Genomic DNA, 25,287 nt, shown 5'->3' with positions numbered 1-25,287 from the left:
CCAGCGCCCGAGCGCGCGCGCCCTCGCGGCGCGGTCACCCCCACGACACGTCGAACTCGCAGGCCTTGGCGCCGCGGAAGCGGCAACGGGTGTGCAGGCAACGGCCCTCCCGGGCGCCCATGTGGGACATGAGCCGCTCTTGCCATACCGGGATGCCCACCGAGCAGGTGATCGGCCCGGGGCCGCGGTCCGGGAGCCGCGACGCGGTGAGGCGGACCGTGAAGCGCTTCGGGGCGACCTCGCTCGCCTCCATCGTGCCCTCGTCGAAGTAGCGCTCCCACAGCGAGGCGGACCTGCGCAGCACCGTGGCGGGGGACGCGGCCTTGAGCAGCACCGTGAAGAACCGATGCAGGTCCTCCTCGGCGATGGCGCTGGCCACGGGCCGGAAGCACTGCGGATGGCCGTCGCCGAACAGCGTCATGTAGCGGTCGGTGAGGCGGTTCCAGAGGCCCACCGGGTACCAGCCGTGCGGCAGGATGATGCCGCCGACCTGCGCGGCTTCCTGCGGGCTCAGGCCCTCCAGCCACCGCTCCACGCCGGCAGCGCCGTGCTGCGCGGCCACGAAGTTCTTGAACCCCCCCAGCGCGTTGCCCTTGACGTTGCTCATCGAGTCGCTCCACCGGGCGGCCATCGCCACGCCCGTCGCGTGCCGGGTGCGGCGGATCCTGACCAGGGTCCCGGGCAGATGCAATCGCGTCGGTCGGGCGCTCCGCAGAACCGGCGGGCGTGGTCGTCGGCGCGCTGTCCGCCGGCGGGCGCCGTACTACAATCGCCGGCGTGAAACCGTGCCCCTTCTGCGCGGAGCAGATCCAGGACGCCGCGATCAAGTGCCGCTTCTGCGGCAGCATGCTCGAAGAACGAGCGCCTGCGGCTGCCGCGGCCCTGGCCGCGCCGCTCGCCCCCGCGCCGGGCGCGCTCTCCCCTGCGCCCGGCGCGCTCGCCGCCGCGCCGGGCGGGGCGCGCGTCCTCTTCGAGGGGGCGCCGAGCTGGAAGGCGTGGTTCTGGTCCTACGTGGCCGCGAGCGTGCTCTCGCTCGTGCTGGTGGGCCTCGTGTGGCTCGGCATCCTGCACTGGAAGCGCAAGAGCCTCCGCTACAAGATCACCGACCGCACGATCGACTATGAGGCCGGCCTGCTCACGCGGCGGGTCGAGACCCTCCAGCTCTGGCGGGTGCACGACCTCGACCTCCGCCAGACGTTCATGGAGCGGCTGCTCGACATCGCCGAGATCCGCGTGTTCACGCGGGACGCGAGCGATCCGGAGCTCGTGATCCGGGGCCTTCCGGCGTCGCGCGAGCTGTTCGAGGCGCTCAAGAACGCGGCGGAGCTCGCGCGCCAGCAGCGCGTGCTCGGGGTCGTGCAGTAACGCGGCCTTCGCGCCGGCGCAGGCCAGAGAGGAGCCCCTACCATGTCTTCCAGGCGATCCCCGTTCGACGATCTTCCGGATGTGCGCGACGGCCTGACGCGCGCCGAGCGCATCATCCTCTGGAAGCTCTCCGAGCTCGAGCGGGAGTTCAACGGCCGCAACGTGCCCACGGCCACGCTCTACGGCCGCGTCGTCGAGCACATCGATCTCTCGGTTCCCGAGTTCCAGCGCCTCATGCAGCGCCTCGTCGGCGTGCGCTGAGGGCGCCCCGGAGCGGCTCGCTCCAGCGCGCGGCGCCCCTCTCCAGCGCGCGGTGTCCCTCTCCAGCGCGCGCTGCCCCTCTCCAGCGCGCGGCGCCCCTCGTCAGGCGGCCCGCTGCTCGAGCGCCACCCGCTGCTCGAGCGCGGCCCGCAGCGCGGAGACCGAGGCGCTGCGCAGGTACACGACGGGGGCGCCGTCCGTCGCGAGGGTCTGCATCTGATCGCGCAGCGCATGCGAGACCATCGTCACCATGATCACGATGAGCGCCACCTTGCCCGCGCTGTGGCGCGCGCCCGGGGGCACGCGGTTCTCGTAATGGCGCAGCGACCAGCCGTGCTTCTCCACCACATCGCGGTAGCGGCTGGACATGCCGCCGCTGCCCCCGATGACCAGCACCGTCTGCTCCTCGCGCTTCCTGTCGACCGCCTGGGAACACCGCTGCGCCTTCATGCGATCCCCCTGGAGCAAACCGTAAGCCACGCTCTCCAGCGCGCCATTTTCGGCGGAATCCCCGCTATCGGGCTCTATTCCCAGGCAAATTGTCGTTGCCCCGGGAGGCCTCTTGTCACCGTGACATGAGGAGCGCGCGAGAGGCGCCGCGCCCCAGAGAGAGCTCCCATGGAGCCACGCTCCTCGAGCGGGCATTGCCGCGCAAATCTCGCGGTCCGGGTCTATTCCCCGGCAGAATGTCGCCGCATCGCGGAGGCCTCTGTCATCGTGACATGGCGCGCGTGACGACCGGACGCTGCCCTGCAGTCGCGAGCATCGGGGAATATTCCCGTGCACAGCAGCCGCCGGCGGTGCGGTCAGCGAGGATCCGGAAGACAGGGGACGACCGCGAGCGCCCGCCGAAGCTCGACAGCGCCGCAAGGCCGTCCCTCGGTCCAGGGACATCCACGAGCACCGAGACAGACCTACATGCCGTCCCGGTTGCGCGCGGCGGATGCGCCCGCGGGCGGTGGCCAGGCTCGGCGGGGAGCAGGGCGCAACATGATTAGTTTGCAACACTAACAATCGCGGGCGCGCTCCGGACACACGCGACGGCGACCGCCGGCGACCTCGAGCTGTGGTAGGGAGCAGCACCCCCCTGCCCTGCCGTGCCATCATGTCTCCCGCCGCGCCGCCCAGCGACCCGCCTCCGCCTCCGCAGGGCACCGTCGAGCCGCCTCCGCAGGGCACCGTCGAGCCGCCTCCGCAGGGCACCGTCGAGCCGCCTCCGCAGGGCACCGTCGAGCCGCCTCCGCAGGGCACCGTCGAGCGCTGGGCCTGGGATTACGTCCTTGCGACCGATCTCGCGCACAAGCTCGAGCCGCCGCCCGTGCCGTCGGTCTGGGAGCCCGACCCCGCGCCGCCGCGCCGCCTCGTGCGCCCGGGCCGGCCCGCCGAGCTGCGCATCTCCGCGCGCGCGTCGAAGAGCCCAGGGCCCGAGGCGCTGCGCAACCCGGCGCGACGCGCGCAGCTGTTCCACGCGTTCATGCACCACGAGCTCCAGGCCGCAGAGCTGATGGCCTGGGCGCTGCTCGCCTTTCCGGAGACGCCGCGCGCGTTCCGCGGCGGCCTCGTCCGGATCGCCCTCGACGAGGTGCGCCACATGCGGCTCTACGCCGCCTACCTCGCCGCGATCGGCCACCGCTTCGGCGACTTCCCGGTGCGCGACTGGTTCTGGTCGCGGGTGCCCGCCGCCGCGTCGCCCGCGCAGTTCGTGGCGGTGATGGGGATGGGTCTCGAGGGGGGCAACCTCGACCACACCGCGCGCTTCGCCGAGCGCTTCCGCGCCATCGGCGACGACGAGGGCGCCGCGCTCACCGAGCGGGTCTGCGCCGAGGAGATCCCGCACGTGCGCTTCGGGGTCCGCTGGTTCCGCCGCTTCACCCAGGCGCCGGGCGGCGCATCGCCCCACCCGCCGGGCGGCGCATCGCCCCACCCGCCGGGCGGCGCATCGCCCCACCCGCCGGGCGGCGCATCGCCCCACCCGCCGGGCGACTTCGAGACGTGGATCCGCCACATCCCGCCGCCCCTCTCGCCGCTGCTCATGCGGGGCGAGCCTATGAACCGCCGCGACCGGACCCGGTCCGGCCTCTCCGAGCCGTTCCTCGACGCGCTGGCCGCATGGACCGAGCGAACGCCTGGGTCCTGAACTTCGACGCCGACGAGGAGCTCGCCCGCCCGGCGGGGTATACCCCTCGCGCCGCGGTCGCCGGCCGGGCTCCCGAGCTCGCCGGCCGGGTCGCGGCCCTGCTGCGCCCCGGCGACGTCGTGCTCAGCCCCGACCTCCCCGCGCCGCTGGTGCCGCCAGCGCCGCCCGGCACCGCGCTCGTCGGCCGCGCATGGTGCCCCACGCCCCGCGCCCAGCGCCTCCTCGGCCGCGCCGGCGTCCCCCTCGCGGACGCGCCGCCGCTCGAGGTGCTCCGCCGCGTCAACCACCGGAGGTTCTGCGCGGACCTCGGCCAGACGCTGCCGGGCGCGCGCCATGTCGTCACCCTGGCCGAGCTCGAGGCCGCGATCGCCGCGCCCACGCCGACCGGCCACTGGCTGCTCAAGCGGCCGTTCGGCTTCGCCGGGCGCGGCCGCCGACGGGTCGCCCGCGGCGCCCTGCCGCCCGACGCGCGGCCCTGGGCGGTCGCGTCGCTCGATCCCGCCTCCCCGGACAGCGGCCTGCAGGTCGAGCCCTGGGTCGAGCGCCGCGGCGACTTCTCGCTGCACGGCCACGTCGCCCGCGGCGGCGCGGTCCGCCTCGGCGCCCCCTGCGTCCAGCGCTGCGACGACCGCGGGGCCTACCTCGGCGCCGCGCTCGCCGGCGAGGGCGACCTCGACGGCGACGAGCGCCGGCGGCTCGTCGAGGCCGCGCTCGAGGCGGGCGAGGCGCTCGCCGGCGCGGGGTATTTCGGGCCCTTCGGGATCGACGCCTTCCGCTGGGAGGACGAGCGCGGGGGCCTGCGCTGGAATCCCCGCTGCGAGATCAACGCGCGGTACACGATGGCGTGGGCGATCGGCATGGGCAGCGCCCGGCCCGACCTCGAGTGACCGGCGCGCGACGGACACCCCGCGGAGGCCGCGCCCCGATCCCGACACCGACTTGTTGCACAAGAGATCGGCCGCTTCCTCTATAGCGGTGCTCCGACGACGAGACGAACCGTCGAGACGCCGGGAACGCCGCGATGGCGGCTCTCCGGGCTCTCCTGGCATCCTCACGGCCTTCTCGATCCATTTCGCTGTACCCGACGCAGCCGAGCACCGCGCTGGCAGCTCGTCGCCCGGACGGCGCGGCGCCGGTCAGCGCGCGTTCCCGGCGATCGGCCGCGATGAGCGCGCGAGAGGAGGGATCGACATGAGTCTTCCGGCAAGGACAGGAGCGCAGCGGCCAGCGCGGCGTCGCGCGACCGAGGGGCGGCGCAGGGCGCTTTCGCTCGCGAGCGCCGCGGCCATCGCCGCGCTGCTCGCGGCGTGCGGGCCGGAGGGAGCGGGCGCGGAGCCGGGGCCGTGCGGCGGCGCGACGTGCACCCCGGACCAGGTCTGCGTGTACCCGCCGGGCGACTGCGGCGAGGGAGGCATCGTCCCCGGGAACTACGGGGTTTGCCAGCCGCGCCCCACGTCGTGCGACACCGCCACGCCCCGGGAGGTCTGCGCGTGCGATGGGCGCGTCTACGCGAACGCCTGCGAGGCCGCGCGGGCCGGCGTGAGCATCGGGAGCGGCGAGGAGTGCAGCGGCGCCGCGCCGCCAGGGACGATCGCCTGCGGCAGCTACTTCTGCGACGCGGCCTCCGAATATTGCCAGAGCGTCGAGGATCCTCACGACGAGCTCTTCAAGATGCCGACGCGGAGGACCTGTGAGGAGATACCGACCACCTGCATGGCAGAGCCGTCCTGCGACTGCCTGGCCGCCGCCGCCGCCGATCCCCGCGAGGGCGATTGCTCCAGCGCGCCGGCCTGCACACGAGGCGAGTCGGGGAGCTTCGCCGTCCGGTGTACAGGAGATCTGTATTGACACGCCGCCGCGCCGAGCACCACGTGCCGGCCTGGCGAGGGTGCCTCCCAGGGCCGGACAGACGTCCTCGGCGGCGCCCTCATGCCACATCGAGCGCCAGCGGCACATCATGGAAAGGACACCGAATCACCACCAAAACGTTGAGGCTTTAACAAGAGGTCTTCCCGTAATTTGCTCGCGCAACGCCCCCATCGAGACTCGAATCCAGAAGAAGGAAGGCACGCACTCATGCAGAATTCGCGCGCGCGAGCTGAATTACCCGGACACAAGCGAGTGACGGCGAGCTGGTCTCGGCTGTCGATCGGCGTCCTCTGCGCCGTCCTCCCGGCGATCGCGGTCGTCAACGCCTGCGGAGCCGAGGGCGAGATCGAGGAGATCTCGGAGGCGCAACAGGCGCTGACCACCGTCTCCTTCCAGCAGGGGTCGCTCCCGAGCTCGTCGTACGCGGGCTCGACCGACGCGACGATCCGGCAGGCCGCCGCCACCACCAACTACGGCGGGGCGACCACGTGCGAGGCCGACGGCGACGACGGCTCGGGCGTGGACAAGTCCTGCCTGCTGAAGTGGACCCTCTCCGGCATCCCCGCGGGGAGCACCGTCCAGTCGGCGTCGATCACCCTCCAGGTCACCGACGGCTCCTCGAACACCTACAACGTCTACGAGGTGAAGCGCTCGTGGGACGAGTCGCAGGTCACCTGGAACAACGCGACCTCCACGACGGCGTGGGCCACCGCGGGCGCGATGGGCTCGACCGATCGCGGCAACCTCGTGGGCAGCGTCACCGGCAGCGCCGGCTCCAGGACGATCACCCTGAACGCGGCCGGCGTGGCGCTCGTCCAGGCGTGGGTCGACGGGACGTCCAACAACGGCATCGTCATCGCGAGCTCGTCGAACACGGACGGCATCGACTTCGCCTCCTCGGAGCACGCCACCGCGGCGCAGCGGCCCAAGCTCACGATCACCTACGGATCGTCGAGCGGCACCGGAAGCTCGACCGACCCGGGGCTCCTCATCGCCTTCATCGGCGATCAGGGGAACAACGGCAACGCGGACGCGGTGCTCGATCTCATCAAGAACGAGGGCGCCGCGGCGACCATCCACAACGGCGACTTCGACTACGCCAATAGCCCGGCGGCGTGGGAGAACCGGATCAACAGCATCCTCGGCCCGAACTATCCTTATTTCGCCATCATCGGCAACCACGACGCCGCGGCGTGGGGCGGCAGCAGCGGGTACGCCAGCTACATCCAGGCCCGCCACGCGCGCGTGCCGGACATGAACTGCACGGGCGAGCTCGGCGTCAAGGCGACGTGCAACTTCCACGGGCTGTTCATCGTGCAGTCCTGCATCGGGACGAGCGAGCTCCGCTCGACCTGCGCCGCCAACGCGGCCGATCAGGTGAGCTTCATCCAGGACGCGCTCGCCAATGACAGCTCGATCTGGTCGGTGTGCGCCTGGCACAAGAACCAGGCCGACATGCAGGTCGGCGGGAAATCGAACGAGGTCGGCTGGAGCGCCTACCAGGCGTGCATGAACGCGGGCGCGATCGTCGCGACGGGGCACGAGCACTCCTACTCGCGCACGCTGACCCTCACCGACGTCGGCAACGCCTCGACCGGCCACGGCAAGACGGGCGCCTTCGACCTGGTCGAGCTCGGCCCGAACCGAAACTTCGTGTTCGTGTCGGGCCTCGGCGGCGTGGGGATCCGCGATTACGAGGCGGCGAGCCACGACGACGACACGTGGTGGTCGTCGTACTACGCGAGCAACAAGTGGGTGAAGAACGGGACGCTGATGTCCGGCACCGCCGACTACGGCGCCCTGTTCATCCGCTTCAACGTCGGCGGGGACCCGAAGCGCGCGACCGCGTACTTCAAGGACGTGGACGGCCGCCTCGCGGACGAGTTCACGATCCAGGTCCAGTAAGGCGCAGGGCGCGCCCGCGCCGTCGGGCCCCGCGGCCGCGGGGCCCCCTCCTTTCCCGGCCTCGCGCGGGGACGCGGCGACGGCGCCCCCGCGCGAGGCCGAGGATCGTCCGCAGATCGAGCTCTTGCGGGCGATCGAGGGCGCGGGCGATGGCCAGGCTGCGCGGAATCTCGAGCGGCTGCTCGAGCGTCGCGCGCTGCCGGCCTGGGTCGCCGCGTGGCCGGGCGCGGTTTCCTCGGACCGAACGGTGCTGCGCGGTTGACGCTGGCGCGCGACCCCTTGTAGGAACGGCCACCTCTGAACGGAGGAATACGAGGAGACTCATGATCGTGAATCGACGCTATGTTGCGCTGGCCTCCATCTGCCTCACGTCGATGCTCGGAGCGTGCGGGGACGACGATGTCGGCGATTCCGGTACCGGCACCACCTCGAGCGGCACGAGCACGTCCTCGGGCACGGGGGGCGAGGGCGGGGCTACGTCGTCCACCTCCTCAGGCACCGGGGGTGAGGGCGGCACCGGTGGCGACGGCGGTACCGGCGGCCTCGGGGGTGACGGCGGGACCGGCGGCGCCGGCGGGACCGGCGGCGCCGGCGGGACCGGCGGCGCCGGCGGGACCGGCGGCGCCGGCGGGACCGGCGGCGCCGGCGGGACCGGCGGCGCGGGCGGTGGAACCGGTGGAACCGGCGGCGCTGGCGGCGAGGCCGCTACCTCCGCCGTCGGCACCGGTGGAGCCGGCGGCGACGGTGGAGCCGGCGGTGACGGTGGAGCCGGCGGCGGACCGGCCTACGCATTCCAGCGGGTGGTCGGATTCTCCACGCCGGAGAGCTGCTACTGGGATCCGGAAGACCGGGTCTGGTACGTGTCGAACATCGGTGGAGAAGCCGAGGCGGGCTGGATCAGCCGCCTCGACGAGAACGGAACGGTCCTCGACGCGACGTGGATCGATGGGCTCAACGATCCGAAGGGGATGCGGGTCTTCGAGGGCGTCCTTTACGTGGCCGATGTCGACCGCGTGCTCGGCATCTCCCTCTCGGACCACACCATCACCGAATACCCCATCCCCGGAGGCATCTTCGTCAACGACGTCGCCGTCGACGAGGCCACGGGCCAGGTCTACGCCTCGGATTCGCTCGCGCAGGCCATCCATCGCTTCGACGCGAGCGACCCCGCGAGCGCCGAGCTCTTCCTGCAGTTCGACGACGTCGCCGGCCCGAACGGCATCCTCGTCGACGGCGGATCGCTCGTCATGGTGGGCAGCGGGGAGCTCGCCCCGTCGGGCGAGCTCGGGCCGGTTCTCTCCATCGCCCTCGCCGACGGCGCCATCACGCGCATCGGCGATGTCGCCGGCAAGTTCGACGGCGTCGAGAAGGACGGAGACGGCCTCTGGGTGTCGGAGTGGATCTCGGGCAAGATCTTCCGGGTCTCCGCCGACGGCACCTCGACGGTCGCGTACGACCTGGCCGCGGATCACGCCGTCGGCTCGGCCGCAGACATCGGCTTCGATCCGGAGCGCCGCATCCTCTGCGTCCCCGATCTGAACGACAGCGTCGCGTTCGTCACGGCGGAGTAGGCCTGCTCGGCCCGCCGTGGCGGACCGCCGGAGCGCTCCACGGCGGGCCGCCCGAGCGCTCCACGGCGGGCCGCCCGAGCGCTCCACGGCGCCCCTCGCACGCGCTCCCCGGCAGCCCGCCTGGGCGCTCGAAGCCGGGCCGCCGGTCGGGTACGCTGCGCCCCGGCCATGAAACAGCCCGCGCCGCGCTCCCCCGACGCCTCGGCCCCCGAGGCCCACGCGAACGCGCCCTCGCGGCCCTCGCCGCCGTCGTCCAACGCCACGACCCTGGTCCAGAGGCCGCGCGTGCCCGACGCCTTCGGGGAGGCGCCGACCATCGTGTACATGCCGAGCGACGAGCCCGGCCGCGCGCCCGACAACGCCGCGCCGGGCGCGCCCGGGGGCGCCGCGGCCGCCGCCGCGCCCGGCGGCCGGGAGCGCGGCGCCATCGACGACGTCACCCTGCGCATGCCGCCCAAGGCCGGCGCCCCGGGCGGGGATCACGACGACCGCACCCTCAAGATGCCCGCGCGGCCGGCGCGGTCCACCGCGGAAGACGACGCGCCGACCGTCAAGGCCGAGCCCAAGGCCTCCTTCGTCGAGCTCGACGCCGAGGCGCACGAGGAGGGCCGGCCTCAGGACCTCAAGTCGGCCGCCCGCGCCTTCTTCAAGCGCCACCACAAGAAGCTCTGGTGGCTGCACACCGCCTATGCGCTCAGCCTCGGCGCCTTCGTGGTGGCCTTCGCGCAGAAGGGGTTCCAGCACGCCCGCTTCCTCGCGATCTCGGTCAGCGTCGCCTGGCTGCTCGTGCTCCTCTTCTTCAGGCTCTTCGGCACCGGCGCCCGCCAGGACTTCGCGACGGCGTGGCGCGGCGCCCGGCTGCGCTTCCTCGTGATGACCTATGTCCTGAAGAACCTCTATCAGGGCATGCTCTTCTTCCTCCTCCCGTTCTACTGGAAGAGCGCCAGCCTGGACGCGCCGAACCGGTGGTTCGTCCTCCTCCTCGGCGCCTGCGCGGTGCTCTCGACGCTCGATCTCGTCTTCGACCGCGTGCTCATGCGCTGGAAGACGCTCGCCTCGGTGTTCTACGGGGTGACGCTGTTCGCCTGCCTGAACCTCGTCATCCCCGCGCTCCTCCCCAACACCCGGACGCTCTACACGCTGCTCTCCGCCGCCCTCGTGTCCGTGCTCGGCTTCTGCACGCTTCACCTGCCGTTCGGCGCGCTCTGGAGCCGGATGGGCCTGGTGTTCCTCGTCATCGCGTCGGCCGCCGGGGTCGGGCTCGCCTACGGCACGCGGGAGATCATCCCCCCGGTGCCGATGCACCTGTCCTCCGCGGCCGTGGGCCCCTCGGTGCTCCCGGACGGCCGCCTGGCCATGTCCGTGAAATCGTTACATTTTTCCGTGATTCGGGAGCTCCGCGCGGTGACCGACGTGGTGGTGCCGGGCGGCGACGGAGACCGCCTCGTCCACGTGTGGCGGCACGAGGGGCGCGAGATCCTCCGCGCGCCCGAGGAGACGCTGCGGGTGCCTGGCCCCGAGGGCGCGGTGCGGCTCAAGTCGCAGCTCGTGGGCGGGAGCCTGCCGCGCCGCCTGGCCGGGCACTGGACCGTGGATGTCGAGACCGAGGACGGCCAGCTCGTCGGCCGCACCGCGTTCGAGGTGACGGAATGAAGGCATCGCTCCAGGGCGACCGGGCCGGCGCCGCGCAGCGCGCGCGCTGGGTCGACGCCGGCAACATGGCGAACGGGTTCCTCGTGTTCGGCAACGTCGTCACCGGCTTCATCGCGATCGGCAACGTCGCCCGCGGGTTCATCGCGATCGGCAATGTCGCCGTCGGCGTCGTCGCGATCGGCAACGTCGCGTTCGGCGTCGTCGGCGGGTTCGGCGCGACGATCGCGGTCGGCGCCTTCGCCGCCGCGGGCGTGCTCTCCTTCCCGGTGCTCGACGGCGTGGCGGGCGTGGCCAGCGCGACCGATCTGCACCTGGTCCTGTCGGTGTTCCCGATCGTGCTCTGGTTCGTCGCGGCGCGCCTCTTCCCGGGGCGGCGCGCGCCCCGCCTGGGCCCGAGCCCCGAGCTGACGCCGCTCCGCGCGCTGCTCCGCGGCGACCGCCCCGAGGGCTGGGTCCGCGCGCGCGTCGAGCGGGCGGGCGCGGGCGCGCTCCGGCTCGCGCAGGGCGGCGCGCGGCTCGAGCTGCCGGCGACGCCGGAGGCGCTCGGCGCGTGCGGGGCGCTGCTCCCGGAGGGCGGGAGCGCGCGGCTGTTCGCGTACGTGCGGGCGGAGGAGCACGTGCGCGGCGGCGAGGGCGGCTACCGCGAGGCGCAGCGGCGGGAGCGGGTCCTCACCGTGGCGGACCTGGTGAGGCCGCCGGCGTGGGTCCCGCCGTGGATCGACGGCGGCGAGGCGCAGTGGTGGCTCTCGCGCGCGTGGAAGGTGGGGGCGGTCGCGGCGGCGGTCCTGAGGGCGGCGCAGCTGGTGGCGGGCGCGATGGGATGAGCGGCGAGCGTTCTGGGCCGGCGCTGCGGATCCGCGAGCGCGGCGCGGCGCCGACGCGCATGGCGCGCGCCCCTCAGCGCTGTCCGGCGCCGGGGAGGCTCTGCGCCGTCACGTCTCCGACGCGGCCGTCGAACGGGCTGGCCACGGTGACGTACGGCGTCAGCCAAGAGAGGCGCTGCTTGAGCCGATCGCTCCGCTCCTTTTGCCAGATCTCTCTCTTCTTGATGGGCTCGGCGGCGCGCAGGTCCGGATCGGCGATCCATGCGATCACGTGCACGCGCGCCTTCTGTTCGACGAGGAGCCGCGCGCAGCTCTCCACCCAGGGCTCGGCGCCCTGCCTGCCCGCGCCGACCAGGCCGGCGACGGTGTCGCGTACCTTGCACGCGATGGCGACAGGGAGCTCGTGGGGCTGCCGCCTCTTCGTCTCGATGGGATACCCCCGGTAGTCCTTCACCTCGATGAGATAGAGCCGGTCTTCGCGTACCCCGACGATGTCGACGGCCTTCGTCCCCACACGAGCCAGAGCTCCCGTGTCGTCGTCGGTCCACTCGCCCTGGAGCTTGCCGATTCCGCTCAGGAAGGCGCGGCTCTCGTCCCACTTCTCCGCCAAGGACCAGCTGTCGCCGAACTCGAAGCGGATCCGCTCCACATCGATCGCCTTCACCGCGGCGTCTCGCCCGGCGCGAAGAAGGCCTGTTGCTCCCGCTCGTGCAGAGACGCGATGGCGTCGAGGATCGCGTTGTGCTGGAGCGCGGCGAGCCGCTCGCCCCGCTCGACGAGGACCTCGCGTTCTTCGCGGCGAAGCGCGAAGAACGCGGCCTCTCCTGGGCGCAGCGCGCCCGTGTCGACCTTCAAGGATAGCTCCGAGGTGAGCGCGTAATCGTGGGTCGCCATGAAGACCTGCGCGCCCGCGTGAGCGAGCCCGGCGGCGGTGTCGCTGGTGAGGCGAGCGCGCTTCGGGTTGAGGTTCGCCTCGGGCTCGTCCCAGAGCAAATAAGCGTTCTCCGAGAGGGATCCATTGATGAGCAGGTAGGCGATCATGGCGAGCTTGCGGTCTCCTTCGGCCACCATCGTCACCTCCATGTCGTCCCCCGGGTAGTTCACGTAGAAGCGCCCGTCCCTCATGAAGACCTCCCCACCGAGCTCCTGCTCGATGGGGTCGAGGAGCGCCGCCGGTCCGCGAGACCGGAGCGGCTTCAGCCCGAGCGCCACGCAGAGATCGAAATAGGTGCGGTCGAACGCCGATTCGCGGCGAAGCCACGCTTCGACGAATCCAGGAAAAATCGAGAGGACCTCGCGAGGAGGAATGAACAGCGGCCTGCCGATCTTGGACAGGTCTCCAGTGGCCTTCGACGTCAACGCTGCGCCCGGGGTCAGCGTGACCTCGACCCGGGCATCTTCCCACTCGAGCGAGACGTCCGCCTGGATGGTTTGGGCGAAGCTGTCCAGGGAATCGGGCAGGAAGACCCCCATGAGCATGCCTCGAACCAGCTCGTCGAGCTTCGGCTCCGCCGCGCGCTCGAGCCCCTCGCCCGCGGCGAACCGGCGCGCGGCCTCGGTCAGCGCGTAGACGAGCTTGAGGACGTGGGACTTGCCCGTCCCGTTCTCGCCGATGAGCACGTTGACGCCGGGCGCGAAGTCGAACGCGGCGTCGGAGAACACGGTGAATCCCTGGAGGGTGAGCCGGGTGAGCTTCATCGCGCGCGGAGTCTACTGGACTCGGCGCGCCCCCGCGAGGAGGCGGAGGCCGCGGCTCGGACAGGCGAGCGCGAGGTCGGGCGCCTCCGCTCGTGGTCGTGAAGAGCGCCGCTCACCCCTCCACGATGGCCGGGCTCCCGCTGTACACCACCGCATCCAGGAGCCGCTCCTCCCGCACCAGCGCGAGCGCCGGCGCGTCCCGGCGTAGGTAGATGCTGCCGCCCGCGTCCGCGAACCCGCACGCCTCCGCCCCGCGCTGCGAGCCGATCTCCCAGAGCGCCTCGGCCGGCGTCCCCCCGCCCTCGCCCCGCAGCGTCACGCGCTGGCCCGTCCGCAGCCGCTCGCCCAGCTCGACGCCCCGCAGGTCCTCGAACGGATCGGTGATCACGTGGCTGTCGATCCCCACGCACAGCCGCACCCCCGCCCCGCGCAGCGCCCCGACGTCGGGCAGCCCGTCGCCGAGGTCGCGCTCGGTCGTGGGGCACAGGCACGCGAACGCCCGCGCCGCGCCGAGGAGCGCAGGCTCGTGCGGCGCGAGGTGCGTCGCGTGCACCGCCACGAAGCGCTCGCTCAGGACCCCGCGCTCGGCCAGGAGCTCCACGGGGCGCCGGCCCGTCTCGGCGAGGCACGCCTCGATCTCGGCCGGCTGCTCGGCCACGTGCATGTGCACCATGAGCCCGCGCTCCGCGGCGTACCGCGCGATCTCGCCGAGCCACGCCGGGGGCACGGCGCGGACGCTGTGCGGCGCCACGCCGACGCGCACGTCCTCGCAGCCCGCGTAGCGCGCCCGGAGCGCGTCGACGTCCGCGAGCGCGGCGTCGAGCGAGCCGTCCGAGAACCGCCGCTGCGCCCCCTCGGGCGCCCGGCCCGCGCCGGCGCGCGCGTAGACGACCCGGAGGAGCGCGATCCGGAGGCCCTCCGCGCGCGCGGCCTCGATGACCGCGTCCGCCAGCACCGTGCGATCCGCGTAGGGCGCGCCGTCCGGCTGGTGGTGCACGTAATGGAACTCGCCCACCGTGCGGACGCCCGCGGCGCGGAGCTCGCGATAGGCCACCTTCGAGATCGCGTGAATGGACTCGGGCGTGAGCGACGCCGCGAGCGCATACATGGCGGTCCGCCACGACCAGAAGTCGTCCGACCCCGACGGCCCCGGCCGCTGCGCCTCCCCGCGCATCCCGCGCTGGAACGCATGGGAATGGGCGCTCGCCAGCGCCGGCAGCTCGATGGCCCCCGCCGTCAGCCTCATCGAGTTCGGCCTACCACGCCGGGGAGGCCGGCGGAAGGCGCGGCGCCCTCGCGCTGCGGGTCACTCCTCTTCCGGTTCCGGCAGCGCGAAGAGCGCCATGCAGCCGGTGCTGAGCTTGCCGCAGGCCTCCATGACCGCCTCGGTGTCCCGTTCCTGGTCGTACCACGCCACGGTGAGCGCGCCGCACTCGGGGAGCACGTCGAGAGAGTACGCTCTCGTCGCGGCGGCGCACGCGTCGAGCTCCGCGATGGTCGCCGTGCACTGCGTGGGCTGCACACAGGGTCGCTCCTGCAGCTCTGCGAGGAACTGCTCGATCTGCGCCGCCTGCTCCGGGTCGGCCATGCAGCTCTCGTAGTGCTCGGCGCACCTCGCTCGCACCCCGGCGTCGTCGGTCCCGGGATTGTCCCCGAACTTCGCGCCCAGCACGCCGAACATGCGGCAAAAATAGTTGATGTCCAGCCGGTCGGCCTCGCACGTGCGGTATCCCTTGCACGCCTGCTCGGCCTCCGCGGGCGTGAGCTCATCGACCACCGCCGACGGGTCGAGCCCCGTGCACGAGGCCTCGCCGGTCCGCTCGCCGCCCGTCGCTTCCTCCGGCGCCGGAGCCCCGTCATCCCCGCAGCCGAGGCCCGAGAGACCACAGGCCAGGCACACCCCCACCACACCTGCCCAGAACGTCGATCGCATGCTTCCAAGCTCCCTTGAAGGAATCAGGATCAAGCTCCGCCCCACCGGCGAAACCACCTTTCCTTACGCAGGGCCGCTGTCGCTTCCCCCTCGTGTTCGGCGTCACAATGCTGCTGTCGCCGCCGCGGCGGGCGCGCGCGTCGCGACGGCCGCCGCGCGGGCCGCCGCGGCCGCCTCAGGCCTTGGGCTCGACCTCGAGCTCGGGCAGCCCTTCCAGCTTCACCTCGACCTCGGCGGCGGGCGGCGGCGCGGGGACCTCCTCGCGGCGGGCCGCCATGACCGTCAGCGCGCGCGGGAGGCACTCGACCGCGAGGGGCGTGGTCCCGACCTCCTCGCCGTCGATGAGCACGCGCTGCGGCGGATCGGTGCTGATGAGGACCCGCCGGGCGGCGAGGAACCCGATGTTGTCGCGCTCGGCCGGCTCGCCGTCGATCGCGGTCCTCAGGAGGTGCAGGCCCGTCGCGACCGCCTCGACCAGCGTCGTCGCCGACACGATGGTGACGTCGAGCCGCCCGTCTTCCGGCGACACGACCGGCGGCCCCTGCGCCAGCACCGTGCGCGCAGGCGCCATGTTCGCGACCGTCACCGCCACCGCCCGGCAGTGGATCCGCTGGTCGTCCGTCACGATCTCCACCCCGAACGGCTCCAGGCTCATCAGCTTCTTCAGCCCGGTGCCGATGTACGCGAGCACCCCCCAGCGCTGCTTGGCGTCCTGCGGGGTCTCACCCACGGTGTCGGCGTGGAGCCCGACCGCCGACAGCAGGATCATGGTCCGCCCGTTCGCGCGGGCGGCGTCGATGCGCGTCGGCTCGCCGCGGACGAGGACCTCGATGGCCCCCTCCAGGTCGGCCGGGATGCCCAGCGTGAGCGCGATCGAGTTCGCCGTGCCGAGCGGCAGGATGCCCAGGCACGTGTCCGTGCCGAGGAGCGCGGACGCGACGCTCGAGATCGTCCCGTCGCCGCCCGCCGCGATGACCAGGGGGGCGCCCTCGCGGCGCGCCGCGTCGGCGCACGCGGCGGCGCTGCGATCCTCGCTCGTCTCGTAGACGCTCAGCGCGAACTCGCGCTGGAGCCGCGAAGGAAGCGACTCGACCGCATCCCCGGCGTGGCCTGCAGCAGGGTTGAAGATCAGCGCCGCTCTCCGCTCGGTCATCGCCGTATCCTAGAACGCCGAAGCGGTTGAAACCCCAAGAAAATTCGCCATGGAGCCCGCGCGCCGCCGCGGCGGCGCCGTCGCGCGCGCCGCTCGCCCGCTCGGGCGCGCTCCCGGCGGTTGTGCCTGCGTGCGCCATGCTCGCGACAGCAACGCCCCGCCGCCCAGCGCGAAGGTGCTCTCTGCAGGACGATGGCACGGCGATTGTACATCGGCGTCACCCATGAGGTTTCAACGATTCGGTCGAATGGCTTCCCTCGCGCTCGCGCTGCTCGGCGCAGGGACGCTCACCGCGTGCGGCGACGGCTCCGCGGGGGGCTCGGGGGGCAGCGGCGCCGCGGGCGGCGGAGACGCCACCGGCGGAGCAGGTGGTACGGGCGGCGAGGGTGGCGGTGACGGCGGCGACGGCGGCGAGGGTGGAGGCGACGGCTACGAATGGCCCGTCGAGACCTACCCGATCGACATCACCCCGTCCGAGTTCTGGAAGAACCAGATCGAGCTCCCCTTCGACCTCTTCGCGGCGTACTCGTCGTACGACGGGCCGACCTGGGTGAAGTTCACCGTGCTGATGCACGACCCCACCAAGGTCTATTACCAGAACAGCAACGAGTACCCGTTCCACGCCGAGTTCGACACCGAGCGGCTCGACCCGTTCGTCGGCATGACGCTGGACGAGTTCGACCAGGTCTCGCTCCACGAGGAGGGACAGAAGGCCATCCTCGGCGCGGTGCTCATCTCGCCCTTCGCGACCACCGAGCCGGAGTACGGCATCCAGCTGGTCCGCCAGGACGCCTACGATCCCGAGATGGCGCGCGTCGTCCTGAACCTCGTGAAGGACAGCATCGTCGCGCCCGAGGGGACGAAGCCCTTCTATTTCCCGACCTACGAGCAGACCGAGTCGGCCGCGGCGAACAGCGCGTTCTTCGCGGAGAGCGGGTTCCCCGTGAGCTCGGTCGAGCGATGGTTGAACGGCGACGCGTGCTACTCGACCGGCTGGGCCATAGGCCGGCTCCGCTATGTGCCCCCGGACATGATCGACGCGGCCTACGCGAGCGGCGATCTCCGGGCCGAGGACATCCTCCTCACCGACTCCGTGCCCGCGGAGGTGCCTTATGTGGCGGGCATCGTCTCGCTGTCGCCGTCGACCCCGAACGCGCACACCGCGCTCCTGGCGACGTCGTTCGGCATCCCGTTCGTGTACGTCGGCGACCCGGCCACGGCGGAGCAGGCGAAGGCGCTCGACGGCAAGGAGGTCGCGCTGCGCGCCTCGCTGGAGTGGGGGGTCGTGTGCCGGGCCGCCCTCTTCGACGCCGAAGGCAAGCTCGCGCCGGCGGACCGGGAGCAGCTCCTCTCGCTGAAGCGGCCGGGCGATCTCGGGCTCCAGCCCAAGGAGCCGCTCGGGGCCTATTCGGGCTCCACCGAGGATCTCGGCCCCGCGGACATCGTCCACTTCGGCGGCAAGGCCGCGAACTTCGGCCTCTTGCGGGACGCCATCCCCGAGAGCTCCGATGTCGCGGTCGCGCTGTCGTTCGATCTCTGGGACGATTTCCTCGACCAGGTCATGCCCGGCGGCAGCACGCTGCGCGCCGAGATCGCGGAGCGCCTCGGCGGCTACACGTATCCGCCCGACATGCGGGCGCTCAAGGTCGATCTCGCGGCGATCCGCGATCGGATCGCCAAGGACACCGCCTTCTCCGCGGGGCAGCGGCAGGCGATCGAGGCGGCGATCGCGGACTTCTCGCCCACGAGGAAGATCCGGTTCCGGAGCTCGACCAACGTGGAGGACAGCGCCGTCTTCACGGGCGCGGGCCTCTACGACAGCTACAGCGGCTGCCTGGCCGACGACCAGGACGCCGACGAGGTGGGGCCGAGCCACTGCGAGGCCGGCGAGGACGCGGAGCGCGGCGTGTTCCGCGCGATCCGGAAGGTGTACGCGAGCTTCTACAACGACAACGCCTTCCTCGCCCGGCTCCTCTACGGCGTGGACGAGGCCGAGGTCGGCATGGGCGTCCTCGTCCACTACTCCTATCCTGACGAGGACGAGATGGCGAACGGCGTCGCCACGCTCTCGCGCGGAATCCCGCCCTCGGACGAGATCAAGATCGTGACGCAGCTCGGGGCGACGTCCGTCACCAACCCGGAAGGGGGAGCGCTGCCGGAGGTCGTGACCGTGAACAGCGATTTCGGCGAGACCTACGTGCAGCTCCGCGCCGGCTCGACGCTGGTCCCGCTCGGCGATCACGTGATGCAGTGGGAGGACGACTACCGCGCGCTCGCCTCCCTGCTCGGCCGGGTCGAGGAGAGGTTCCGGGAGGTGCACCCGAGCAAGACGGCGTTCCTGCTCGACTACGAGTTCAAGAAGATGAAGCCCGGGAAGCTCGTGGTGAAGCAGGTGCGCGAGGTCTCGGTCCCGAGCACGACGCCGACCCTCACGCCGTTCCTGCTCTCCGAGCCGCGGGAGCTCTGCACCTTCCAGGGCGAGTTCGGCGACGTGTTCGCGAACCACCGGCTCAAGGTGCGCGCGCGCCTCTCGACGAAGAGCGCGTTCCTCACGCCGGAGGCCCTCGGCGCGACCTTCTTCGAGGACGCGACGCTCGACTACCTCTCTTCCGGATCGGTGGCGACGCTGACGGGGAGCCCGGCGGCGTGGCCGGGCGCGACGCACACGTACGCCGACCAGACGGCCACGGACGCGTTCGTGGACGGCGACGGGGCGGGGGCGGTCACCTTCGCGCTCGTCACCTCGGCCGTGCCCGAGCTGCTGCCGCCGTCGGTGGGCCCGCTCGTCGCGCTGCGCGACTTCGGGCTCGAGCTCCGCGCCGAGTACGCCACGCCGGTGTGGTCGCGCGACTGGGACGGCACGCCGCTCAGCGTGTCGGCGGAGGCGGTGCGGCTCGGCGCCTGCCCTCCGGAGGGTCCGCCCGTGGAGGGCGCGCTGCTCCAGGAGCGCTCGCTCTCGTCGGCGTCGTCCGGCGTCCAGGTGGAGACCTCGTTTTACTGGCCGCCTTACCCCAAGGGCCCGACGGCCGGGTACACGGCGCCTCTCCACAAGTGGGTGGAGACGCGCATCACGGGGCTGACGAGCGGCCCGATCGTGCTCAAGGGCTACCACGCGCAGACGTACCGCCCGGCGCACCACAACTTCTCGGAGGATTTCCTCTTCGAGCCCCGGCTCGAGCCCGGCCTGGACCCGGCGCTCCTCGCCGAGCTGGAGGACAAGGGCATCCGGTGGATCTACGTCCGCACCTCGGATATCGAGGGGATGCCTCCGCAGGTGTGGACCGCCGACGCGGCGGGCGAGTTCACCCAGATCGACTGAGCGCCTCGCGGGCGGTCCGCGGCGCCCCGGCGCGCCGCGCGGCCGCCCGGGGCTCCGCCGCGGCCGTCAGTCGTCGTCGCGCTCGTCCCCGAAGAGCACGCCCACCTGGAGCTCGATGGCGTCGAACGGCTCGGCCCTGACGCGCTCGCCCCGCTCCGCGCGGAGCGCCACGAGGTATCCCTCGGGCGTCCACCGGTACACGGTCATCGTCTCCTCCCTGGGATCGACGATCCAGTAATGTGGCAGCTGGCAACGCTGGTAGACACGCATCTTCTTGACCGTGTCGTTTCGCGCGTTGTCCGGGGAGAGCACCTCGCAGACCCAGTCGGGCCGGAGCCGGACGGGGCTCCCGCTGGGGCGCTCCGGCGCGCGCTCGCGGCGCCACCCGACGACGTCGGGCCGGTACACCTGGTCCGGCGCGAGCTCGACCTCGACCTCGGTGGCGAACCACCATCCTCCGGGCCAGCGGCCGCCGGGGCGCCGCTGGAAGGGGATCTTCACGTGCGCGACGATGGCGGACTGCGCGTCGCCGTGCTCGAACGAAGGCACGGCCTTCTGCATGAGCTCGCCGTCGACGATCTCGTGGAAGCGCTGCTCCTCGTGGATGGCGAGGAGATCCGCCACGGTGGCGGGGTGTGGCTTTTGCGCAGCGGTGGGCACCCGTCGAGCATAGCGCCTCCCGGCGAGGGGTCGCGCTCCTTCGGATTTTCAAGCAATTTCAATAACTTATGATCTAGATCGACCGCTGCTCCGGGCCGCGGCGCGCCGTGGACCGGGGCCGGCGCGCGCGGGGGTTGACGCGCGGAGGCTGCGGATGAACCAGAGGCCCTGGTTCTTACCGTCGACGAGGAGAAGATCATGAGCCTTTACGAAAGCTCGTTCCCGCAGATGGCTCGCATGCTCGGACAGGTGCTGGTCTGGCTCGACAAGGCGCAGGCGTACGCCGAGCAGAAGAAGTTCAACCCGGAGGACCTCCTCACCGCGCGCCTCGCGCCCGACCAGTGGAACCTCCGGCGTCAGATCCAGACCGTCGCTCACTGGCCGGTGCGGCTGGCCGCGCTCCTCACCGGCGCGGAGGCGCCGGCGCGCGAGAACGCCGAGGAGGAGACGATCGCGGATCTGCGCGCGCGCATCGGGACAGCGCTCGAGCAGCTGAAGGCGCTGAAGCCGGAGCAGCTGAAGGGCGCGGAAGAGCGCACGATCCCGCTGTTCTTCCTGCCGGGCAAGGGCATGAAGGCGGCGGACTTCGTGTTCCAGTTCGCGCTGCCCAACTTCTACTTCCACGCCACGACGGCGTACTCGATCCTGCGGCACAACGGGATCGACGTCGGCAAGGGCGACTTCATCGGATCGCTCGACCTCCGCGACCTGTAACCGCGGCGGCGTCCCTCGCCCCACCAGCCCGCGGCGCCTGCCCTTCCCTCGGAGCGGCGGTGGAGCGACGCGCAGGCCCACGAACCCCGGAGGAGCCCAGGCGCGAGCCGCCGCTTCGCCTTCCTGGAGCGGGTCAGGCACTCCATCCCGGGCCGACCCGACAGGCTCAACCGCCCCAGTCGACCTTCGGCCTCCCCGGCGGCGTCACGTTCGGCATCTCGTGGAAGAGCGCGCGCCCGAGATCGGGCAGCGGCGCGCACGCCTGCTCCCCCAGGTTGGTCAGCTCGAGCGGATCCTCCAGCACGTTGAAGCAGTGGAACTCGCCGTCCCACTCGCGCGCCTCGATCTTCAGCGGCCCCTGCATCATCCCCCAGTTGCGGAAGGAACACCCCCACACCCACGTGCAGTTCGTGAGCGGCACCGGCGCCACCGTGCGCTCCGGCCGCGTCAAAGGGTGCCCCATCATCCGGCCGCGGAACGGCGCGAGCCGCGGCTCGTCCCAGAGGCCCATCAGATCGAGGAACGTCGGCGCGAGATCGAGGTGCCACACGAACTCGTCCCGCGCGCCCGCGATGCTCGCCCGCTCCTCCGGGGCCAGCGTCCCCTCCGGCGCGTCGATCCACGCGGGGACGAGGATCTCCTCGTCCCACAGCGAGCTCGTGTGACCGAGCTGCCAGTGCTCCCGGAACGACTCGCCATGATCCGAGGTGTACACGATCACCGTGCGCTCGCCGCTCGGCGTCCCCCGGATGTGCTCGATGAGCCGGCCCACCGCCATGTCCGACAGGTAAACGACGTTGCGATAGTAGTTCTTGAAATGCTCGTTCTTCTCGGGCGCCTTGTTCAGCTCGCTGGGCTGAAAGGGCGCATGGAGCGGATCGCTCACGTACGGGAAATGGATGTTCGAGTAATGCACGACCGCGAAGAACGGCTCGACGAGCTCGCCCCACTCCTCGATCACGCGATCCGTGAGCTGCCGATCATAGGCGCCGTAATCGAGGTCGGCGCCCGGATCGAGCTGGGTCGCGACGACCCGGTGCGAGACCGGGATGTCCTGCACGTAGAGCCGGGCGTTGCCGAACATGAGGTTCTGGCTCGTCCAGTACGCCGTGTCCCACCCGGCCGCGTGGGCATAATCCCAGAGCAGCGGGGCCGAGCCGAGCACCGCGAGGCTCTCCGTCGGGGAGACGCCGGACCAGATGTTCGAGATGGAGATGGCCGTCGTCGAGTCGTGGGCCCGCATCTGCAAGAGCGGCATGCGCGCCGGCGCGGCGGCGTTGGAGAACGGCGTCGCCAGCTCGCAGTCCGGGTCGTGCTCGACGCACGTCACGTCCGCACGCTGGCTCTCCTGCAGGATGAGCACGACGTTCCGCGGCCGCGCAGGCCGCGCGGCGAGCGGCGGCACGCGCGCCGGGTCGCGGCGCTGCACCCGCAGATCCGGCGAGTCGTCGGTGATGCCGAGGTGCTCTTTGACCACGGCGGTGATGCCGTGGAAGTAGATCATGTCGGCCGACGACGACTGGATCACCCGGTAGCTCACCGGGATCCTCGTCACGCCGATCAGCGCGAGCGGCACGAGCGCCGCGGCGACGCGCCGCCGGAGGCGCCGCGGGCGCACGAGCCGGCGGGAGAGCCGGAGCGCCGCGAGGGCGAGCCCGAGCGCGACGGCGAAGTGGACGATCACGCGCGGGTGCCCGAGCGGGAGCGTGCCCACGACCGACCAGGGGATCGACTGGGAGTGGATCTGCGAGTCGATCGAGCAGTAGATGTTGTAGAGGGCGTGGAAGCCGCCCTGGACGCCGCACGCGAGCGTGAAGAGCGCGACGAACAGGCCGCCCGTCACGCCGCGCAGGGCGCCGCGGCGGCCCGAGGCGACGTAGAGCAGGACGCCCCAGAACCCCAGCGACACGGCGACGGTCGCGGCGTACCCCGCGGCGTGGAGCCGATCGAACGTGGCCATGTGGCGGCCCCGCCGCAGCACGTCGACGACGAGGAGCCAGAGCGCCGGCGACGCGAGCACGGCGAGGCCGAGGAAGCGGCGCCGACGGCGCGCCGCCCGGCGCGCGGCGCGCGGGCGAGCGGCGGCCGCGGCGCCCTGTCGATCGAGGTCCTGCGCCATCCGGATCAGTCGCGGCGAGGCGCCGCCGCGAGGTCGCGGAGGTGGGCCGGGGCGTCGACGCTGCCGGCAGGGCCGCCGTAGATCGCGTCGGCGAGCCGGGGCAGGTCGCCGCAGGCGGCGGGCCCGAGGTCGTGCTGCTCGCGGGGGTCGGCGAGCACGTCGTAGCAGTGCCAGGCGGTGTCCCAGGCGCGGGATTCGAGCTTCATGTTGCCGCGCATCATCCCCCAGTTCTTGAACGCGCAGCCCCAGATCCCGGTGCAGTTCGTGAGCGCCAGCGTCGCCGGCCCCGGCGACGGCCGGAGCAGGCTGCGGCCGACCATCGCCGCCCGGTAGCCCGCGAGCGCCGGCTCTTCCCACAGGCCCATGAGGTCGAGCAACGTCGGCGCCACGTCCGTGTGGAACACGAGCTCGTCCCGCGCGGCGCGCAGCGCGGACTCCTCGGCGGCCGTCAGCGTGCCCGGCGGCGCGTCGATCCAGCCGGGCACCCGGATCTCCTCCTCGAGGATGGAGCCGGTGTGACCGAGCTGGCCGTGCTCGCGGAACGCCTCGCCGTGATCCGAGGTGAAGACGATCACCGTGCGCTCGCCGACCGGAGAGCGCCGGACGAAGTCGATGAGCTCGGCGATCGCCGCGTCCTGCCGGTAGACCGCGTTCCTGTAGAAGTTGCGGTACGCCTCGTTGTCGTCCGGCGCCTTGCTCTCGAGGGCGGGCTGGAACGGCGCGTCCTCCGGGTCGACCAGGTACGGGACGTGGGTGTTGCCGAAGTGGGCGACCGCGAGGAACGGCTCGCGCAGCGAGGGCAGCTCGGACCGCACGTGCGCCGACAGCAGCCGGTCGTCGGCCCCGAGATCGATGTCGGCGAGCGGATCGAGCTCGGTCGCGCCGCACTGGTGCGAGACCGGCAGGTCCTGCACGTAGAGGCGCGAGTTGGCGAACATCATGTGGTGGCTCGTCCAGTAGGCGCCGTCGAAGCCGGCGGCGTCCGCGTAATCGAAGACGAGCGGCGCGGTGTGGAGCTCCTCGCGCGTGGCGATCGGCTGGAGGCCGGACCAGAGCACCGCGAGCCCGATCGCCGTGGTCGAGGCGTTCGAGCGCATCTGCGTGAGCGGGAGCCGGCCGGGCACCGCCGCGTCGATGCGCGGCGTGCCGGGGCACCCGGAGGGCGCCGCGCCGGCGGGCGCGGGCGCCGAGCACGCGGCGTCGGCGCGCACGCTCTCGGTCAGGATGAAGAGGACGTTGCGCCGCGGGCCGGGCTTCGGGGTCAGCGGCGGCAGCGCGGGCGGCGTGCGGAGGCCGGGGCGCACCTGCGCCGTGGTCTGGACGCCGACGAGCTCCTTGATGAGGCCGCCGATCGCGTGGAAGTAGATGACGTCGGGCGTGGACGCCTGCACCGTGCGGTAGGAGCAGGGCAGCACGAAGGCGGCCACCACGCCCGCGGGCGCGGCGAGGCGCGCGGCACGGGCCCACGCCGTGCGGCCGGGGCGCACGATGCGCCGGCCGAGCCAGACGAGCGCGACCGCGAGCAGGAGCGGCGGGAGGACCGAGCGGAGGAAGTTCTCCCCGTCGGCCCGGAGCTGGCCGAAGAGGCTCGCGGAGAGCGACGTCCCGAAGAGCGTGGCGTCGAGGTTGAGGTACGTGGCGTACTGGCGGTGGAAATAGAGCTGGCCGCCGAGCGAGAGCGTCGCGAGCGTCACGAAGAGCAGGGCCGCGATCCACCGCGACGCGCCGCGCCGCGACGAGGCCGCGAAGAGCAGGAGCCCCCAGAGCGCGGCGCTCTCGACCATCGCGCCGAGGTAGCTCGCCGCGTGCTTGGCGCTCAGGTCGAGCAGGCGATCGCCGCGGATGCGGACGTCCGCGAGCACCACGAGGAGCAGCGGGAGCGCGAGGAACAGGCGGCCGTAGCGGCGCCGGGCGCGCGCGAGGGAGCGCAGCCGCGCGCGCGCCGCCGCGCGATCCGGGCCGAGATCGCGGGCGAGGCCGCGGGACGAGCGGCTGGCGGCGTCGGCATCGGGCGCCGGGGGATCGTTCAACGTCTTGAACGGGTGCACGGGACGCGCGCGAGTTTAGCGAGGACGTGGCATGTCGGGAACGTTTCTGCGGCGGGCT

21 protein-coding genes are annotated in these 25,287 nt (G+C 72.4%); 11 read left to right on the top strand and 10 right to left on the bottom strand.

The window, feature by feature from the left end; all coding sequences use genetic code 11:
- Positions 1-34: 34 nt before the first annotated feature.
- Entirely contained in the window at positions 35-607 is a 573-nt protein-coding gene (locus NQZ70_RS07295; RefSeq protein ID WP_129573570.1) for a hypothetical protein, read from the bottom strand.
- A 170-nt stretch (positions 608-777) separates the two neighbouring features.
- On the opposite strand from NQZ70_RS07295, the gene NQZ70_RS07290 reads away from it, so the two are divergent.
- Complete coding sequence (locus tag NQZ70_RS07290) at positions 778-1,365, top strand: PH domain-containing protein (protein WP_129573569.1); 588 nt, start codon at positions 778-780, stop codon at positions 1,363-1,365.
- Between the two features lie 42 nt (positions 1,366-1,407).
- Entirely contained in the window at positions 1,408-1,626 is a 219-nt protein-coding gene (locus NQZ70_RS07285; RefSeq protein ID WP_129573568.1) for a hypothetical protein, read from the top strand.
- Positions 1,627-1,728: 102 nt separating this feature from the next.
- On the opposite strand, the gene NQZ70_RS07280 is transcribed toward NQZ70_RS07285, so the two are convergent.
- Complete coding sequence (locus tag NQZ70_RS07280) at positions 1,729-2,106, bottom strand: DUF2325 domain-containing protein (RefSeq protein ID WP_237245116.1); 378 nt, start codon at positions 2,104-2,106, stop codon at positions 1,729-1,731.
- A gap of 625 nt (positions 2,107-2,731) precedes the next feature.
- Here NQZ70_RS07280 and NQZ70_RS07275 point away from each other — a divergent pair.
- The 7 genes from NQZ70_RS07275 (at position 2,732) to NQZ70_RS07245 (ending at position 11,585) form a co-directional block, all read left to right on the top strand.
- Positions 2,732-3,763: a ferritin-like domain-containing protein gene (locus tag NQZ70_RS07275; RefSeq protein ID WP_272828037.1), complete on the top strand. Its 1,032-nt coding sequence runs from the start codon at positions 2,732-2,734 to the stop codon at positions 3,761-3,763.
- Complete coding sequence (locus tag NQZ70_RS07270) at positions 3,736-4,650, top strand: hypothetical protein (RefSeq protein ID WP_129573567.1); 915 nt, start codon at positions 3,736-3,738, stop codon at positions 4,648-4,650. Before NQZ70_RS07275 ends, NQZ70_RS07270 begins: the two co-directional genes overlap by 28 nt.
- A gap of 304 nt (positions 4,651-4,954) precedes the next feature.
- Positions 4,955-5,611: a hypothetical protein gene (locus NQZ70_RS07265; protein ID WP_129573566.1), complete on the top strand. Its 657-nt coding sequence runs from the start codon at positions 4,955-4,957 to the stop codon at positions 5,609-5,611.
- Between the two features lie 273 nt (positions 5,612-5,884).
- Positions 5,885-7,537 (top strand): DNRLRE domain-containing protein, encoded by a 1,653-nt coding sequence (locus NQZ70_RS07260; RefSeq protein ID WP_272828036.1) that lies wholly within the window; start codon positions 5,885-5,887, stop codon positions 7,535-7,537.
- A gap of 323 nt (positions 7,538-7,860) precedes the next feature.
- Entirely contained in the window at positions 7,861-9,108 is a 1,248-nt protein-coding gene (locus tag NQZ70_RS07255) for an SMP-30/gluconolactonase/LRE family protein (protein WP_165373700.1), read from the top strand.
- A 168-nt stretch (positions 9,109-9,276) separates the two neighbouring features.
- The gene (locus NQZ70_RS07250) at positions 9,277-10,761 is read left to right on the top strand and encodes a DUF5924 family protein (protein ID WP_129573564.1); all 1,485 of its coding nucleotides are present in this window, start codon (positions 9,277-9,279) and stop codon (positions 10,759-10,761) included.
- Positions 10,758-11,585, top strand: a complete 828-nt coding sequence (locus NQZ70_RS07245; protein WP_129573563.1) for a hypothetical protein — start codon at positions 10,758-10,760, stop codon at positions 11,583-11,585. Before NQZ70_RS07250 ends, NQZ70_RS07245 begins: the two co-directional genes overlap by 4 nt.
- 73 nt (positions 11,586-11,658) lie before the next feature.
- Here the strand turns inward: NQZ70_RS07245 and NQZ70_RS07240 are convergent, their stop codons facing one another.
- From NQZ70_RS07240 to NQZ70_RS07220, 5 genes are all read right to left on the bottom strand, one after another.
- Positions 11,659-12,249 (bottom strand): hypothetical protein, encoded by a 591-nt coding sequence (locus tag NQZ70_RS07240; RefSeq protein ID WP_129573562.1) that lies wholly within the window; start codon positions 12,247-12,249, stop codon positions 11,659-11,661.
- Entirely contained in the window at positions 12,246-13,283 is a 1,038-nt protein-coding gene (locus NQZ70_RS07235) for an ATP/GTP-binding protein (RefSeq protein WP_129573561.1), read from the bottom strand. The genes NQZ70_RS07240 and NQZ70_RS07235 overlap by 4 nt, the downstream gene beginning before the upstream one ends.
- A gap of 112 nt (positions 13,284-13,395) precedes the next feature.
- Complete coding sequence (locus tag NQZ70_RS07230; RefSeq protein WP_129573560.1) at positions 13,396-14,529, bottom strand: formimidoylglutamate deiminase; 1,134 nt, start codon at positions 14,527-14,529, stop codon at positions 13,396-13,398.
- 60 nt (positions 14,530-14,589) lie between these two features.
- Entirely contained in the window at positions 14,590-15,216 is a 627-nt protein-coding gene (locus NQZ70_RS07225) for a hypothetical protein (RefSeq protein WP_129573559.1), read from the bottom strand.
- A gap of 175 nt (positions 15,217-15,391) precedes the next feature.
- The gene (locus NQZ70_RS07220; RefSeq protein WP_129573558.1) at positions 15,392-16,369 is read right to left on the bottom strand and encodes a YegS/Rv2252/BmrU family lipid kinase; all 978 of its coding nucleotides are present in this window, start codon (positions 16,367-16,369) and stop codon (positions 15,392-15,394) included.
- A 247-nt stretch (positions 16,370-16,616) separates the two neighbouring features.
- Between NQZ70_RS07220 and NQZ70_RS07215 the strand changes: the two genes are divergently transcribed.
- Complete coding sequence (locus NQZ70_RS07215; protein WP_129573557.1) at positions 16,617-19,688, top strand: PEP/pyruvate-binding domain-containing protein; 3,072 nt, start codon at positions 16,617-16,619, stop codon at positions 19,686-19,688.
- A 66-nt stretch (positions 19,689-19,754) separates the two neighbouring features.
- Here NQZ70_RS07215 and NQZ70_RS07210 read toward each other — a convergent pair whose 3' ends face one another.
- Entirely contained in the window at positions 19,755-20,348 is a 594-nt protein-coding gene (locus NQZ70_RS07210; protein ID WP_165373830.1) for a Uma2 family endonuclease, read from the bottom strand.
- A gap of 198 nt (positions 20,349-20,546) precedes the next feature.
- Between NQZ70_RS07210 and NQZ70_RS07205 the strand changes: the two genes are divergently transcribed.
- Positions 20,547-21,062 (top strand): DUF1993 family protein, encoded by a 516-nt coding sequence (locus tag NQZ70_RS07205; RefSeq protein WP_129573556.1) that lies wholly within the window; start codon positions 20,547-20,549, stop codon positions 21,060-21,062.
- 166 nt (positions 21,063-21,228) lie between these two features.
- On the opposite strand, the gene NQZ70_RS07200 is transcribed toward NQZ70_RS07205, so the two are convergent.
- Complete coding sequence (locus NQZ70_RS07200) at positions 21,229-23,181, bottom strand: sulfatase-like hydrolase/transferase (protein ID WP_129573555.1); 1,953 nt, start codon at positions 23,179-23,181, stop codon at positions 21,229-21,231.
- A gap of 5 nt (positions 23,182-23,186) precedes the next feature.
- The gene (locus tag NQZ70_RS07195; protein ID WP_129573554.1) at positions 23,187-25,229 is read right to left on the bottom strand and encodes a sulfatase-like hydrolase/transferase; all 2,043 of its coding nucleotides are present in this window, start codon (positions 25,227-25,229) and stop codon (positions 23,187-23,189) included.
- Positions 25,230-25,287 lie beyond the last annotated feature (58 nt).

The sequence above is a fragment of the Sorangium sp. So ce836 genome (assembly GCF_028553905.1).
In the GTDB taxonomy this organism is placed as follows: domain Bacteria; phylum Myxococcota_A; class Polyangia; order Polyangiales; family Polyangiaceae; genus Sorangium; species Sorangium cellulosum_D.
The sequence above is the reverse complement of the archived record's forward strand: the minus strand, read 5'-3'. Positions and strand labels throughout refer to the sequence as shown.

Bases quoted from the DNA above. Each gene is read 5' to 3' on its own strand.
- NQZ70_RS07295 (WP_129573570.1), bottom strand. From the start codon at position 607: ATGAGCAACGTCAAGGGCAACGCGCTGGGGGGGTTCAAGAACTTCGTG.
- NQZ70_RS07285 (WP_129573568.1), top strand. From the start codon at position 1,408: ATGTCTTCCAGGCGATCCCCGTTCGACGATCTTCCGGATGTGCGCGAC.
- NQZ70_RS07275 (WP_272828037.1), top strand. From the start codon at position 2,732: ATGTCTCCCGCCGCGCCGCCCAGCGACCCGCCTCCGCCTCCGCAGGGC.
- NQZ70_RS07270 (WP_129573567.1), top strand. From the start codon at position 3,736: ATGGACCGAGCGAACGCCTGGGTCCTGAACTTCGACGCCGACGAGGAG.
- NQZ70_RS07265 (WP_129573566.1), top strand. From the start codon at position 4,955: ATGAGTCTTCCGGCAAGGACAGGAGCGCAGCGGCCAGCGCGGCGTCGC.
- NQZ70_RS07255 (WP_165373700.1), top strand. From the start codon at position 7,861: ATGATCGTGAATCGACGCTATGTTGCGCTGGCCTCCATCTGCCTCACG.
- NQZ70_RS07250 (WP_129573564.1), top strand. From the start codon at position 9,277: ATGAAACAGCCCGCGCCGCGCTCCCCCGACGCCTCGGCCCCCGAGGCC.
- NQZ70_RS07245 (WP_129573563.1), top strand. From the start codon at position 10,758: ATGAAGGCATCGCTCCAGGGCGACCGGGCCGGCGCCGCGCAGCGCGCG.
- NQZ70_RS07235 (WP_129573561.1), bottom strand. From the start codon at position 13,283: ATGAAGCTCACCCGGCTCACCCTCCAGGGATTCACCGTGTTCTCCGAC.
- NQZ70_RS07230 (WP_129573560.1), bottom strand. From the start codon at position 14,529: ATGAGGCTGACGGCGGGGGCCATCGAGCTGCCGGCGCTGGCGAGCGCC.
- NQZ70_RS07225 (WP_129573559.1), bottom strand. From the start codon at position 15,216: ATGCGATCGACGTTCTGGGCAGGTGTGGTGGGGGTGTGCCTGGCCTGT.
- NQZ70_RS07220 (WP_129573558.1), bottom strand. From the start codon at position 16,369: ATGACCGAGCGGAGAGCGGCGCTGATCTTCAACCCTGCTGCAGGCCAC.
- NQZ70_RS07215 (WP_129573557.1), top strand. From the start codon at position 16,617: ATGGCTTCCCTCGCGCTCGCGCTGCTCGGCGCAGGGACGCTCACCGCG.
- NQZ70_RS07205 (WP_129573556.1), top strand. From the start codon at position 20,547: ATGAGCCTTTACGAAAGCTCGTTCCCGCAGATGGCTCGCATGCTCGGA.
- NQZ70_RS07200 (WP_129573555.1), bottom strand. From the start codon at position 23,181: ATGGCGCAGGACCTCGATCGACAGGGCGCCGCGGCCGCCGCTCGCCCG.